The sequence below is a fragment of the Wenzhouxiangella sediminis genome (assembly GCF_003410055.1).
GTDB lineage: Bacteria > Pseudomonadota > Gammaproteobacteria > Xanthomonadales > Wenzhouxiangellaceae > Wenzhouxiangella > Wenzhouxiangella sediminis.
The window spans coordinates 17,206-31,250 of record NZ_QUZK01000042.1; the positions used below are offsets into that span (position 1 = coordinate 17,206).

Consider the following 14,045-nt stretch of genomic DNA (forward strand, 5'->3'; position numbering starts at 1 on the left):
CGTCCGAGGCGGGTGACTACGAGATCCGCTACCTGCTCGAGGAAGACGGGCGCGCCATCGCCTCGGCGCCGCTGACCGTGACCGCCGCCGAGACGAGCGTTTCGGGCCCCGACAGCGCGGTCGCCGGCAGCACCGTGACCGTGTCGTGGACGAACACCATCCACCCCCGCGACAAGGTCACCATCGTGCGAGCAGGTGCTCCGGCGGATAACTACGGCGAGTACCTGCGCACCGGCAACGCTTCGGAAGGCAGGCTGCAGGTGCCGGCCGAACCGGGCGATTACGAAGTGCGCTACCTGCTGGAGAAGGACGGCCGGTCGATCGCTTCGGCGCCGATCGCGATCACGGCGCCGGAAACGAGCGTGTCCGGGCCGCAGAGTGCCGTGGCCGGCAGCAAGGTTTCGGTTTCCTGGACCGAGACCATTCATTCGCGCGACAAGGTCACCATCGTTGCCGCCGGTGCGCCAGCCGACAGCTATTCGGATTACCTGCGAACCGGCGGCGGCAGCTCGGGCACGCTGGACACGCCGGCCGAACCCGGCGAGTACGAGATCCGCTACCTGCTGGAGGCCAACGGCCGCTCGATCGCCAGCGCGCCGATCACCCTGACCGAGCCGGACGTCACGGTCTCGGCGCCGGAGTCCGTTGCGGCGGGCACGCGCTTCGAAGTGAGCTGGACCAACACGGTGCACCCGCGCGACAAGGTGGCCATCGTGCCGGCCGACGCGCCGGCGGATGCCGACGACGAGTACACCCGAACGGGCAATGCCACCTCGGGCACGCTGGATGCGCCCGACTCGCCCGGCGACTACGAAGTGCGCTACCTGCTCAATGCCAGCGGCCGCGCGATCGCGAGTTCGCCGATCCGGGTCGAATGAGGGAGGGAATCGAACCTGCCCGGCGGTGCCGGGCAGGCTCGATGACAAGCGGTCTTACTTGAAGACCGTCAGTTCGAAGTCGCCCGTGCTGTCGCCCAGGGCGGTGACGTAGATCGTGTAGGTGCCGGTTTCCGGCAAGGTGGTCACGGCCATGCTGTTGGTGCCGTCGCCGCCGTCGTCGTCGCTGACCAGGTTGCTGCCGTCGGGGTTGGAGACGTGCAGCATCGCATCGAATGCGCTGGAGTTGAGCTGGATGGTCAGCGTCTCGCCGGCCTGTCCCTCGATTTCGAAGCTTTCATAGCGCTTGCCGTTGTAGGCGCGCGGCGAGTCGCTGCCCACGCTGCCGCTGTGCTGGGCGGCCGCTTCGCTCGACAGTTCGGTGACGCTCAGCTCGTAGCGGCCGGTGCTCGACGACAGGCTGCTCGCCGTGATGGTCACCGTCTCGCCGTCTTCCCCGAACTGGTGGTACATGCGGCTGTTGAAGCCCTGGTCGCCGCCGTCGTCGTCGGTCTTTTCGTTGCCGTCGGCATCGACCAGGGTCAGGAAGGCGTCGAAGTCGTAGGACTTCAGGTCGATGACCACGCGCTGGTCCGCCGAGCCGGTCAGCTGGTAGCGGTCGCCGGCGCTGGAACCATCGGAAATCTGTCCCTCGACGGTCTGGCCGATTTCGATGCCGTCGGGCGAGGGCAGGCTGCGCGCGACCACGCGGTAGGTGCCGGAGCCGCCCATCAGCGGCGAGGCCACGACTTCCAGGTTGCCGCCCTGGTCGAGCGTGCGCACGAAACCGGCGTTGATTTCCTGGTAGTCGTCGTTGGTGATCGTCTCGCCGCCGGGCAGCGTGGCGTTGACGACGGTATCCACGCCCTCGCCGATGATGATCACCTCGACCGTCATGCCGGCCTCGACCGGGATCGTGTGACGGTTGGCAGACGGGTCACCGCCTTCGGTGAACTCGCCCGACTCGGAGAAGATTTCTTCCTGGGCGGCCAGCCCGCTGCTCAGCAGCAGGGCGGAAACCAGGGTGATTGCCTTGTTCATGATTGGGGATCCCTCTGAAATGTGAAGACCGACCGATTATACGGCGACGGTCAAACCACATTGGACTGTTTCCGGACGTGGCTGGGGAAGCCAGGCTCGGCCCAGGCTCCAGTCAATGGCTGCTTGCATTCGCGCTGTCTCGTCAATCAGGATGATTCAGCGCAACTTTCATGCGCTTGCAGCCAGGTTCTTGCCGCATCCAGCGCGGTGTCGGCCGGGACCTCCTCGTCGGGCTGAACGCCCGGGAAGTGAACCTGGCCATGGCGGTCGGCCATGTAGCCGATGGGGAGCACGATGCGCGTGCCATCCGACAGCGCATAGCCGTTGTTGGCGGTGGCGAGGCCACCGGTTTCCGATCCGAACAGGCGGGTGTTGTCGCGACCGATGAACGCGATGGCGGTCGCCTCGCCGGAGCTCGACGTGTTTGTGGAGATCAGCACGGCCACGGGCAGGTCGGGATTCGTCGGACGGAACGGCTCGACGGACACTGCGATGCGCTCGGATTTGTCCGAGTCGCCCGAAACCCATGCCGCACCCTCGCGGTATCCCCAATCGGTGACTTCGCCACCTTCGGGGCCGACGAACCGGCCGAGGATGCCGGGGCCGGCGATGGGTCCGATTGCCGCGAGCATCGGCCACATATTGCCGCCGGTGTTGTCGCGCAAGTCGACGACCCAGCCGCACAGGTCGGGTGAGTCGATCGATTTCATTGTCCGGTGCGCGTTCTCCGCGAACTTCACTTGCGCTTGTTCTGGTGTGCCGCCCGATACTCGGGGAACCCGGATGAGCCCGATTCGCCCACCGATTAGCTCGGCAGACAAGGGCTCGGCGGATAAGGGTTCGGCAGACTCGGCTTCTTGTTGATTCGAAGGCTCGGCTTCGCGAGGCATGGCCAGCATGGTGTGCGGGTCGTCCAGCTGTTGGACCATCATGGAGACCGCCGCACGAGCCTGTTCCCGGGTGGCCCCGTCCGGCAGCGCCGCAAGACCCGCCTGCCGGACTGCTTCCCAGTCAACGTCGTCGGCGTGCAGGTAGTTTGCGCGCAGAATCGAAATTGCTTCGAGCAGGTAAGCACGGGCATCCGGATCTGCCGCCTGTTTGGCATCGTCAATCAACGCCAGGTCGTCGAACCAGGCCGTTCCGGAGCCGATGACGAGGGCGCCAACCGTCAGTTTTCGGGCCTCGCTCGAGGGCGGAATGTGGATACGGTATTCCTGCCATTCGGAATCGCCGCTGACGACGCGATCGCGCATGTCGTCCATGAAGATCCGGCCGTCTGGTCCCTCGAGGATGGCCACCAGGGTGGCGCTTGGCGATACATCCCGAGTGCGGATCCTCCCGCGCAAGGTTGCACCCGGGAAGCCAGACTTACCGAGCTCGATTTCCTGTGTGACGAGTGCCGATCCACCGGATGCGGAATCGGAGATTCTCAACGCTCGGGAGCCGCCAACGCTTGCCGAATCGTCGAGATCGACGGTGAGCCCACGGACCTGCAACAGCCAGGACTGCGGGTCGCCCTCCGCGTTGCTTCGCTCGAATGAACCGTTGTCGACTTGCTGTGCCGCAATCGAATGGCTGGCCGCGACTGCAGCGAGAAGCACCAACGCCAGAATGAATCGCGGGCCGACCAACTCTGGTCGGCTCCGCTTTCCCGAAAGAAGCATTGCAAACCCCGTTCTCGATATCAGCCAGACTCGAGTCTAAGCGAAGGGCTGCCCGGGCTTCCAGGGCTGGCTCATTCGTTTCAGGGTTTGGCTACCAGGCGATGCCGTAGTCTTCGCCGTAGTCGCTGGCGCCGCCCTGCATGGTGCCGTTTTCCCAGTCGAACCAGATGGCCTGGGTGGGGTTGTAGACGCGGTCGACGAGATCGACGTCGTAGCCCATCTCGCGCAGCTGGTCGACGGTGTAGGGCGACAGCGAGCGCGGCACCTCGATGCGGCCGGGTTCGGCCTGGTGGGCGCCGAAGCTGCTCTGCATCTGGTAGCTCATGATGTTGTGCCGGCCTTCGGCGGCCTGCTGCACGTTCATGCCCCACTCGACCATGCCCAGGAAGAATTGCAGCAGGTTCTGGTCCTGCGTGTCGCCGCCCTGCACCGAGAAGGCCATCAGCGGCTTGCCGTCCTTCAGCGCCATCGACGGCGTGAGGGTCACGCGCGGGCGCTTGCCGGGGGCGACCACGTTGTAGGGATTGAGCGCTTCGTCGAGCACGAAGCTTTGCATGCGCTGGCTCAGGCCGATGCCGGTATTGCCCGCGATGAAGGCCGGCACCCACCCGCCCGAGGGCGTGACCGAGACCACCCAGCCGTCGGCGTCGGCGGCCTGGATAGCGGTGGTGCCGGCGCGGAAGCCTTCCTCGAAGGACATGAGGTTGGCCTGCTGGAAGCCTTCCTCGCCTTCGGCCTCGGCCTCGGGCGGGACGAGCTGCCAGCTTTGCCGCAGCTCTTCGAAGGGATTGTCGCCGGCCTGGAACTCGTACGGGTCGCCGGGCAGGTAGTCGGTCAGGTTGCGGTCCGGGTCGATGAGCTTGCGGCGCTCGGCCGCGTACTCCTTCGAAAGCAGGCCTTCGACGGGTTCTTCCGGCGGCGTGTAGGGGTCGCCGTAGTAGAAGTCGCGGTCGGCGTAGGCCAGGTTCATGGCCTGGTAGAGCGTGTGGATGTAGCGCTGCGAGTTGTAGCCCATGGCCTTGAGGTCGAAGCCCTCGAGGATATTGAGTGCCTGCAGCATCACCGGTCCCTGCGTCCAGGTGGTGAGCTTGTGGACGTCGATGCCGCGGTAGTTGGTGGTCACCGGCTCTTCGAGCTTGACCTCCCATTCGGCCAGGTCGTCCATGGTGAACAGGCCGCCGGCCTCGCGCGTGGCGCGCACGATCTCCTCGGCGATGTCGCCGCTGTAGAAGCGGTCGTAGGCGGCGTAGATGGCTTCCTTGCGGCTCTTGCCCTCGTCCAGCGCCTGTCGCTCGGTTTCCACCAGCTTCTTGAGCGTATTGGCCAGGTCTTCCTGCACGAAGACCTCGCCGCCGCGCGGGGCAGCGCGCTTGTCCGGGTCATCCGGGTCGTAGTGCGGCAGGAAGACATCGCGCGAAGACGGCCACCGCTCGATGACCTCGCGGCGGCGCTCCATGTTGTCGGCCTGGGCGGCTTCGATGGGGTAGCCCTCGGCCATTTCGATGGCCGGCGCGAGCACCTCGGCCAGGCTCAGCTCGCCGTACTCGGCCACCATCGTCATGAGCGAACCCGGGGTGCCCGGGGTGACGGCGGCCAGCGGGCCGTATTCGGGCGGGTACATCATGCCCCGCTCGCGGAAGAACTCCGGCGTGGCGCCGGAGGGGGCGACGCCCACGCCGTTGACGCCGATGACCTCGCCGGTGTTCGGGTTGTAGATCAGCGCCTGGGTCTCGCCGCCCCAGCCGAGGGTGTCCCACATGGTGGCCGTGGCCGCCAGCATGGCCGCGGCGGCGTCGACGGCGTTGCCGCCGCGCTCGAACATCTTCGCCCCGGCGGTCGCGCCCAGGGGCTTGCCGGTGATCGCCACCCAGTGCTTGCCGTGCAGGATGGGCTTGGCCGTGTCCTGGGCCAGGGCGGCCGGGGCGCTTGCGCCGAGCACCAGCGCGGCCGCCAGCAGTTTGCGAATCGGGCTTGCGAACTTCGAGGACATGGTCGTCTCCGCTGGAAGAATCGACCCGGATGATAGCAAGGGGGCCGAGCGAGGGCCTCGACGCTACTCGCGGCAGTCCTGAAGACGCCTTTCGAGATAGCGTCTTTCGGCGCCGTTCCTGGCCGCCTGGAGCGCCGAACGGTAGCTGGTGGCAGCCTCTTTGCCCCGGCCGAGCCGCCGGAGCAGGTCGGCGCGCGCGGCGTGCAGCAGGTGGTGATGGCCCAGGGCGCCGCCGGACTCGATCTCGTCCAGCCAGGCCAGCCCGGCTTCGGGGCCGTCGATCATCGCGCGGGCGACGGCGGCATTCAGGGCCACGACCGGGCTGGGCTGCATGGAAAGCAGCCGCCGGTAGAGCAGCAGGATCTGTCGCCAGTCGGTTTCCTGCGCCGACCGGGCCTGGCCGTGCAGGGCCGCGATGGCAGCTTGCACCTGATAAGGGCCGGGCGCGCGAAAGGCCATGGCGCGGTCGAGCAGGGCGTTGCCCTCATCAATCAGATCCCGGTTCCAGCGGCGCCGATCCTGCTTCTCCAGCGGGACCAGGGCGCCGGTGGCGTCGACACGGGCAGGCCGCCGCGCCTCGGTCAGCAGCAGGAGCGCCAGCAGGCCGAGCGCCTCGGTGCGGTCGGGCATCAGTTCCGCCGCCAGTCGCGCCAGCCGAATGGCCTCCGCGCAGAGGTCGTCCCGCGTGAGGGTCTCTGCTTCGGTCGCTGCGTAGCCTTCGTTGAACACCAGGTAGATGACCGACAGCACGGCGCCGAGCCGTTCGGGCAGCATTTCCTGCCGCGGTAGCTCGAAAGCAATGCCGGCCGTCCGGATCTTGCGTTTGGCCCGCACGATGCGCTGCGCCACGGCCGATTCCTTCACCACGAAGGCGCGCGCGATCTCTCGCGTGGTCAGGCCGCACAAGCTGCGAAGGGCCAGCGGCACGCTGTGTTCGGGCGCGATGGCCGGGTGGCAGCAGGTGAACAGCAGCCGCAGGCGATCGTCTTCGACCGCGGCGGATTCCTCGTCGATGCCGCGATCCGATTCCGGCTCGAAGCCTGGGGGAAACGAGCAGTGGCGGTTGCGGCGCATTCCATCGAGCGCGATCCGGCGCGACACGGTGTTGAGCCAGGCGCCGGCGTTGGCGGGCAGGCCGTCGCGCGGCCAGGCGACGAGAGCCCTGGCGCAGGCTTCCTGCAGGGCATCCTCGGCTGCATCGAAATCGCCCGTCAGCCGGATCAGGCCGGCGCGCAGCCCCGCGCCGTCGCGGCGAAGCGTCGTGGCCAGGATTCGGCCCAGGGGCATGGCTGGCTTGTCGAGGGACATCGCACGTCACCGGGCACGGTGCGGCACGGGCCGTGCCGCACCCGCCGGACTCAGGTCTCGCCCATTCCCAGGGGTCGGATTTCGACGGCGCCGCTGGTCATGGCGGGCATGCGCCGGGCCCATTCCAGCGCCTCGTCCAGGTCGGCCACGTCGATCAGGTAGAAGCCGCCGAGCTGTTCCCGGGTTTCGGCGAAGGGGCCGTCGCTGAGGCTGTGCTTGCCGTTGGCGAATCGCACGGTCGTGGCCTGGTCCGATGGCGCCAGTTCCGAGCCCCCGCACAGGGCGCCGGCCTCGGTAAGCGCCTTGCCGAAGGCCTCGTGTTCGGCGTAGACGCGGCGCATGTCCGCTTCGGACATTTCCGCCCAGGTGGATTCCTCGCCGTAGATCAGCAGTGCATATTTCATGTCGGTTTCTCCGTAGTTGGATTGTTGTCGCCGCAGTGGGCAAGGGACCGACGCCGCAGGCGGTCGGATTTCGACAGCGATTCGGTAGGTCGATTATCCACCCCGTGGCCGTAAAGATCGCATTCGGCGCGTATCGGGCGTCGTTTCCTCACGACCGACGTGGTAGCTTTTGCATCATGCAGATGATCGCCAAGTACGCCACGCGCTCGGAAGCCGAGGAGCGTGCCGCTTTCCTGCGTTCGCGCGGGATTGCCGTTCACGTCTCGGACATGACCTCGCTGCGCCTGAACCTGGCCCACCAGGGTCGGTTCCGGGCGGCGCTGTGGGCCGTGCTGCCCGAGCAGGCCGAAGACGCCGTCGCGCTGCTCGAGGATCCGGATCACCGCGCCGCCACGGCGCTCAACGAGCACGAGTTCCAGCGCCTGGAAGGCGAGGGCGCCGACGCCGCCCGGCGCACCATGATCCGCTGGCTGACGATCACCGCGCTGGTCCTGGCCGGACTGGCTGCCCTGATTGCGGCGCTGGGCCTGTAGCGCCATGCCCGAAGGGCCGGAGATGTACCGAACCGCCCGGCAGGTGGCCGGTGCCCTCGGCGATCGGCCGCTGGCTGAAGTCTGGTTCGCATTCGATCACCTGCAAGCCTGGTCGAGGTGCCTGTCCGGCCAGACGCTCGAGCGCGTCGAGACGCTGGGCAAGGCCCTGCTGCTGCGATTTGCCGATGGCACGACGATCTACACCCACAACCAGCTCTACGGGCGCTGGATGTTCGCCGAGGCGGGCCGGCGGCCCGACACCAACCGGCAACCGCGACTGGCGCTGTCCACCGACGAGCGCTCGGCGCTGCTCTACAGCGCGTCCGAAATCCAGGTGATCGAGCCTGGCAAGCTGGATGAACACCCGTTCATCGCACGCGCGGGCCTGGACATTCTCTCCAGCGGCGCCGACGTCGACCGGATCACCGATTGGATTCGGCTCGAGCGGTTCGCCCGCAAGCGTCTCGGCCACCTCTTGCTGGACCAGGGCTTCCTGGCCGGCGTGGGCAACTACCTGCGCTCGGAAATCCTGCACGTCTCGGGCCTGCACTGGCAGCTTCGACCCGGCGACCTGGATGACGATACGATCCGGCGGCTGGCCTGCACGGCCCACACCGTGATGTGGCGCTCGGCCGAGACCGGCGGGCTGACCAACGACCCCGACCGGGTGGTCGAACTCAAGCGCGCCGGCTGGCCTCGCCGTGACTACAGGCACTATGTCTTCGGCCGCGACGGCCAGGTCTGCCACGCCTGCGATACGCCGATCGAGCGGACGACCGTCAGCGGCCGGCGTCTGTACCACTGTCCGAGTTGCCAGGCTCGGTAGGAATCGGCGACCCGCTTCGCCAGCTTTCAGCCAGGCGAAGCGCGTGCGGGATGTCGCGGCAGTAGGCGAGCCGGCCACTGGCCCGGCGGATCCCCACGCGTCTGAGTTTGACCACGATGCGGGGCTCGGCGTTGACGACGATGAGTCCGACGCCGCTGCGGTGGAGTTGCTCGAGCATGGACTGGAAGACCACGATCGCCGACATGTCCATGCTGGGCACTTCGCCCATGTCGAGGATCACGATCTTCACGTCAGGCTCCAGGCGATGCAGCGTGGCCAGGGCGCGTTCGGCCGCGCCGAAGAACATCGGCCCGCGGAGGCGGAAGGCCGCGATGTCGGTGGGCAGGTCACGGGGCAGACCGGCTTCCCTGCCGGATATCGGTTGCGAGGAGGTCACGTCGGCCATGCGCTGGATGAAGAGCATCGCCGCCAGCCCCACGCCGACGGCCACCGCGACGACCATGTCGAACACCACCGTCAGGCCGAAACAGGTCAACAAGACCGCCACGTCACCGCGCGGCGCGGATTTGAGGATGCGGATGAAGTGCCCGGCTTCGCTCATGTTCCAGGCGACGACCAGCAGCAGGGCGGCCAGCGCCGCCATGGGCAGTTGCGACAAGGCGCCGGCCATGAAAAGCATGGCCAGCAGGACGACGAGCGCGTGGACCATGCTCGCAACCGGCGAAGCTGCCCCGAAGCGGACACTGGTGGCGGTTCGTGCGATAGCGGCGGTTGCCGTAATGCCGCCGAAGAACGGGGCGACCACGTTGCCGATGCCCTGGCCGACCAGCTCGGAATTGGGCCGGTGTCGCGTGCCGGTCATGCCGTCGGCGATGACGCCGCACAGCAGGGACTCGATCGCGCCCAGCATGGCGATGGCCATGGCCGGCCCGAGCAGATCGCGCAGCAGCCCGAAACTCAGTTGCAGTGGTGCGCCGTCGGGTCCGGGAAGATGCCACGGCAGGCTGAACTGCGGCAGGCCGGGTGGAATGCCCTGACCGGCCACGCCGTCGAGTTCGTAACTGAAGCGGCTGGCGATGGTGGCCACCTCGAAGCCCGGCCAGAAGCGGGCCGCCAGCCAGGCGCCCAGGCCGGCCACCAACAGCGCGATCAGCGGGGCGGGGATGGCGCTCTTCAGGCGTGGCCAGGCCAGCAGGATGCCCAGGGTCAATAGTCCGACCGACAGGTCTTGCCAGTTGGTGCTCGGTAACGCCATGACAATGCCGTGGAGCTGTTCCAGGAAGTGCCCGCCCGATCCGGCGGAAGCCAGCCCGAGGAGATCGCGAATCTGCAGCGTCGCGATGACCACCGCGATCCCGGCGGTGAATCCCACGACGACGGGATAGGGGATGAACCGGATGAGCCGGCCCAGCCCGGTCAAACCCATCAGCACGAGCAGCAACCCGGCCATGACCGTGGCCAGCAGCAGCCCGCCGATACCGTGTTCGGCGACGACCGGCATCAGGACCACGACGAAGGCGGCGGTCGGCCCGGAAACATTGAAGCGCGATCCGCCCGACAGGGCGATGATGAACCCCGCCACGATCGAGGTGTAGAGACCGTGCTGGGGCGGCACGCCGACGGCGATTGCCAGGGCCATGCCCAGGGGGATGGCCACGACGCCAACCGTCAGTCCGGCCAGGATGTCGCGCTTGAACTCGCTTGGGCCGTAGCCGGCGCGCAGGGTGTCGACCAGGGCCGAAAAGGGCAACCGGTCGCTCGGGGAGGGCATTGCGCGCATCCATGGATTATAGCGCCGGAGCGGGGCAATCCCCAGTATCGGAGGGTGTTTCTCCGTACGGCGACGTACAGGATTTCCCGACTTGCCGCGGTCGGGTCCCTCCAGTAAAGTGCCTCGGGCTGATCCCGGTCCGATAACGACGACAGAATCCCTTGACCGCCCAATTGTTCGCACGCTTTTTTGCCGCCGACCGCAAGGATCGGGAGATTCCCGAAGCGGCGCTGCAGCGAACCCTTCGGCGCGAACACGGGCTGGTCGAGGACTTCGCGAGACGCATTCCCCACATCCCGTTGGTGCAGCACCGCACCGGTGAGGACGACTCGGCCCTGGGAACGGTACGGTTCGCCGACCTGGAAGCGCGACCCCGGCGGATCTTCGCCACCGATGATCCGGCGGTCGTCTACGTCGAGGTCGTGTTTCGCTATACCTCGCGCGAGCACGTCGTTCACGAGGCGAACCTCGGTGACACGCGTGTGTATGTGCGCATCGAGGATCCGCTGTACCTGGAAGGCCGGGCCCACACCGTCGAGCAGGTGCGCGGCCGCAGGAAGCTGCGCGAGGCGTACTTCCGGCGGGTCTTCTCGCTGATGGCGGTGCAGAGTGACTGCAATGCCTCGCTCGGGGAGTGGATGAAGGGCCTGCTGTTTCCCGACACCGGGGCCAGCGAGCTCGACCTGCTCGCCACCATCCAGAACTTCAATCACAACATCGTCACGCGGCCGCGACCGCAGGGTGCCGGGCGCGACGCTTTCCGCGGGGCCATGCAGGATATCGATTTCGCCACCCTGGCGCCGGCGGAAGGACCGGTTTCGGTGCGGCTCTCGGTGCGGCCGCACCGTCGCGCGGACGGGAGCTATTCGCAGTCGGTGACCGGCGTGTTCCTGGGCAACGCCCGCGGCCTCGCTTTCCGGAGGCCCAACGGCAAGCTGGAGTTCCTGACCCCGGGCAGCGCTTTCGAACGGCGCTTCCGGGCCTTCGTGGAGGCGCGTGCGGGCGATCGCCTGAAAAGCCTCGATCGCAACTCCTGGCGTCGCAACGCCGAGGAGCGCATCTGGGGCGGGCCGGGCGAGTGCGAGGCCTATTTCCACAACCACGAGCGCTTCGTGATGCAGGGCCTGGAGTGGACCCTCGAGCGCGACGACAACGATGTGCCGCGCGTGATGGGCAGCCACTGCAACGTGGCCGCTTACCGTAGCGGCCCTCGCCGCGTGGCCGTCAAGGCCGTCCCCTTTGAGTCCGTGGGCGACCTCGTCCGGCTGATGCAGGCTCACCAGTACGTGCATGGCGTGCAGGCGCCGGCGCTGGTCGCCCAGGCCAGTGCCTACCCCGCCCTCGCTGCAAGGATCATCACCGCCGTCACCAGCCTGCTGAGCGATCGGGACGAAGCGGATCAAGACACGCAGCAAGCGCCGGAAACGTTCTTCGAGCGGGACTGGAGCAGCCTGTTCAGCCGCAATATCGGCCCACTCCTGCACCAGGTGACCGTCGACTACGAACACAAGCTGCTGCTCGCGGTGCTGGACTGGAGCGCGGAGGGCATGCTGTCGGATTTCGGCGCCCGCAAACGGCTGATGGAGGATTGCTCGCTCAGCCATCGCCTCCGCATGGCGGCCAATCTGTTCCGCAATGGCCACCAGATGCTCGAAGACGATGTCACGCACACCGATCTCAAGCCCGAGAACATCCTGAACAAGCCCGGTGCCGCCTTCAGTGCCTTGCAGAAAGCTCGCAGGGAGGGCTGGGACAGCCTGGACGACCGCGAGCTCGAGCGCCTCGTCGCCGGTGAGTCGACCTTCGAGGGCGACTTCTCCGGCATTCACTTCGGGCGGGAGGGCGCCGTCGACAACCTGGCGCACGGCGAGGGGCTGCCGACCTCGATTCGCTACTCGAGCTGGAAATTCACCAGCCTGGGACTGAGCGAAGGCACCCAGCCGACGGTGTTGAGAAAGCAGGGCGGGGAATTGCCCCGCATCGATGCGCTGCTGCTCGAGCAGGACATCGCCAACCGTGGCACCACGGCCTGGGAAATCGTCTACGGCTCCCTCGTCGACTGCATTCCGCCCGCCGAGGAAGCCCGACGGCTGGCGGGTCGCAAGCTGGCCCAGGAGCGCGTTGGCAAGCACCTGGCCGAAGCCATTCGACGCAAGCGCGAGGGCAAGCCGGAGGACCCGCGCGTCATGCGGGAGTTGGAGTCGGCCATGCAGCAATGCGACAGCCGGCTGCTGGACGTGGTCAGCCTGCGCTCGGAGACAATCGAAAACAAGACGCGTCTGACGCCCCTTTTCCAGCACCCCGGGGATAACGCCGGCGGCCTGGCCGCGTGGCTCGATCCGCGCGTTATCGAAATGCTCGACCACCTGGCCTGCGATTTTCGGCGCCAGGACATCACGCGTCACCAGGTGGCCAAGCTCTACCGCACGGCCGAGGCCTTGTTGCGGGCCGAGGCGACTCGGCTCGAAGGCGCGGACCGGCGCACTGTCCACAACCGCCGCCAGCGCATGGTGACCTACATGCACGCCAACGGTCTGCACTTCAATCCGGACTGCGGCCTGCTGGGCCTGGCTGAGCTGCCGCGGCAGCTGGAGGAATTCGCCGAGTTGGTGGAACGTCTACCCGATCCTCGCAGGGCGCTGGCCGAGTTCACCACCACCTGGTCCAACCTGCGGCTGTGGGGCGCAAGCGTCCTCGATGCGCTGGGTGACCTCCAGTCGTCGGGCCAGGCGCCCACCCAAGCCAGCGACAAGGGCAGGGAAGAGCTGTACCAGTTGGTGCGCTCGACCTTGCTGAAGGAACACGAGAGCCTTGCCCGGGAAGAATCGCGGGCGAACGAGGAGCGGATGCAGCCGCCCTTCCTGGGCCTTTTCGAGCGGCGCAGGGTGCGTGTCTACCGCGAAAACGGCGGGTTGCGGTTCAGCCACACGGTGGAGACCTGACGGCTACCAGCCTTCGGGAAGTTCTCCCTGGCGCCGCACCTCGCCGCGTTCGGCGAGGAAGCCGCTGACAAAGCGCATGGCCACGGCATTGCCGTGCTCGTCGGTCTCGAACTCCACGACCAGGGGCTCGGCGCCCGGGTTGGTCCACTGCTGCTCGAAGCGATGTTCGCCGACGGACTTCATGTACCACGGCGCGACATCACCCCACATGGCCCCGATCATCAGGTAGCCCGGCGGGATTTCGCGGCCTTCCATCGCGCGGTTTTGCGCCTGCGTGACGAAGAAATTGCGGTTTGGTTCGTCCGGGCTGCCGTAGACGCCGTGGAATCGCTCGAGGTCCTGTCGTGGTTCGCCGAGCGCGAAAGGCGTTCGTTCCGAACCGGGCACTCGCTCCTCGCGTTGGGGTGTGCCGGGTCGATCCTGACTCGCGACCGGCCCGCGTTTGCCGCGTTGGGGCGTCTGGCATTGGCTCCATGCCATGGCGCATTCACCGGCGCAGGCGGCCAGCCTGCTGACTGCCGCCGTAGGCATGGCCGGCTCGCCGTCCTCGCCGCGTTCCTGCATCTCCTGCATTGCCGCCTGCAATCGATTGTAGGCCTGGCAGCTGCAGTCGCATTGGGCGTCTTCCCGGGCATGCGTGCTCACGGAAAGGGAAAGCGACAGCAGGATGGCGACACCCGAAAGAACATGGGCGCGAATCATGGGATGGATCGAACAAGGCATGGCAATC

The 14,045-nt window shown here is 67.2% G+C and carries 10 protein-coding genes; 3 read left to right on the top strand and 7 right to left on the bottom strand.

The window, feature by feature from the left end:
* Positions 1 to 932: 932 nt before the first annotated feature.
* The 5 genes from DZC52_RS11175 to DZC52_RS11195 all read right to left on the bottom strand — a co-directional run bounded on the left by DZC52_RS11175 (position 933) and on the right by DZC52_RS11195 (position 7,282).
* The gene (locus tag DZC52_RS11175; RefSeq protein ID WP_116651235.1) at positions 933 to 1,916 is read right to left on the bottom strand and encodes a PPC domain-containing protein; all 984 of its coding nucleotides are present in this window, start codon (positions 1,914 to 1,916) and stop codon (positions 933 to 935) included.
* 146 nt (positions 1,917 to 2,062) lie between these two features.
* Positions 2,063 to 3,547, bottom strand: a complete 1,485-nt coding sequence (locus DZC52_RS11180) for a S41 family peptidase (RefSeq protein WP_181918918.1) — start codon at positions 3,545 to 3,547, stop codon at positions 2,063 to 2,065.
* Between the two features lie 124 nt (positions 3,548 to 3,671).
* Positions 3,672 to 5,570, bottom strand: a complete 1,899-nt coding sequence (locus DZC52_RS11185; protein ID WP_116651237.1) for a gamma-glutamyltransferase family protein — start codon at positions 5,568 to 5,570, stop codon at positions 3,672 to 3,674.
* Between the two features lie 63 nt (positions 5,571 to 5,633).
* Entirely contained in the window at positions 5,634 to 6,878 is a 1,245-nt protein-coding gene (locus DZC52_RS11190) for an RNA polymerase sigma factor (protein WP_220338341.1), read from the bottom strand.
* 50 nt (positions 6,879 to 6,928) lie between these two features.
* The gene (locus DZC52_RS11195) at positions 6,929 to 7,282 is read right to left on the bottom strand and encodes a YciI family protein (RefSeq protein WP_116651239.1); all 354 of its coding nucleotides are present in this window, start codon (positions 7,280 to 7,282) and stop codon (positions 6,929 to 6,931) included.
* A 176-nt stretch (positions 7,283 to 7,458) separates the two neighbouring features.
* Here DZC52_RS11195 and DZC52_RS11200 point away from each other — a divergent pair, with 176 nt between their 5' ends.
* Both DZC52_RS11200 and nei read left to right on the top strand, forming a co-directional pair.
* Complete coding sequence (locus DZC52_RS11200; RefSeq protein ID WP_116651240.1) at positions 7,459 to 7,815, top strand: hypothetical protein; 357 nt, start codon at positions 7,459 to 7,461, stop codon at positions 7,813 to 7,815.
* 4 nt (positions 7,816 to 7,819) lie between these two features.
* Positions 7,820 to 8,641 carry an endonuclease VIII gene (gene nei, locus DZC52_RS11205; RefSeq protein WP_116651241.1) on the top strand — a complete coding sequence of 274 codons (822 nt, stop codon included), beginning with the start codon at positions 7,820 to 7,822 and terminating at the stop codon, positions 8,639 to 8,641.
* On the opposite strand, the gene dauA is transcribed toward nei, so the two are convergent.
* A complete protein-coding gene (gene dauA, locus DZC52_RS11210) occupies positions 8,595 to 10,373 on the bottom strand; it encodes a C4-dicarboxylic acid transporter DauA (protein WP_116651242.1) in 1,779 nt (592 codons plus the stop codon). The genes nei and dauA overlap by 47 nt on opposite strands.
* Before the next feature lie 161 nt (positions 10,374 to 10,534).
* Between dauA and DZC52_RS11215 the strand changes: the two genes are divergently transcribed.
* Positions 10,535 to 13,315, top strand: a complete 2,781-nt coding sequence (locus DZC52_RS11215; RefSeq protein ID WP_147307674.1) for a hypothetical protein — start codon at positions 10,535 to 10,537, stop codon at positions 13,313 to 13,315.
* Positions 13,316 to 13,318: 3 nt separating this feature from the next.
* Here the strand turns inward: DZC52_RS11215 and DZC52_RS11220 are convergent, their stop codons facing one another.
* Positions 13,319 to 14,038, bottom strand: coding sequence for a hypothetical protein (locus DZC52_RS11220; RefSeq protein WP_147307675.1), 720 nt, complete (start codon positions 14,036 to 14,038; stop codon positions 13,319 to 13,321).
* Positions 14,039 to 14,045: the final 7 nt, after the last annotated feature.

Excerpts from the sequence above, each read along its gene's own strand:
- DZC52_RS11175 (WP_116651235.1), bottom strand. The coding sequence starts at position 1,916 with ATGAACAAGGCAATCACCCTGGTTTCCGCCCTGCTGCTGAGCAGCGGG.
- DZC52_RS11185 (WP_116651237.1), bottom strand. The coding sequence starts at position 5,570 with ATGTCCTCGAAGTTCGCAAGCCCGATTCGCAAACTGCTGGCGGCCGCG.
- DZC52_RS11190 (WP_220338341.1), bottom strand. The coding sequence starts at position 6,878 with ATGTCCCTCGACAAGCCAGCCATGCCCCTGGGCCGAATCCTGGCCACG.
- DZC52_RS11195 (WP_116651239.1), bottom strand. The coding sequence starts at position 7,282 with ATGAAATATGCACTGCTGATCTACGGCGAGGAATCCACCTGGGCGGAA.
- DZC52_RS11200 (WP_116651240.1), top strand. The coding sequence starts at position 7,459 with ATGCAGATGATCGCCAAGTACGCCACGCGCTCGGAAGCCGAGGAGCGT.
- nei (WP_116651241.1), top strand. The coding sequence starts at position 7,820 with ATGCCCGAAGGGCCGGAGATGTACCGAACCGCCCGGCAGGTGGCCGGT.
- dauA (WP_116651242.1), bottom strand. The coding sequence starts at position 10,373 with ATGCCCTCCCCGAGCGACCGGTTGCCCTTTTCGGCCCTGGTCGACACC.
- DZC52_RS11220 (WP_147307675.1), bottom strand. The coding sequence starts at position 14,038 with ATGCCTTGTTCGATCCATCCCATGATTCGCGCCCATGTTCTTTCGGGT.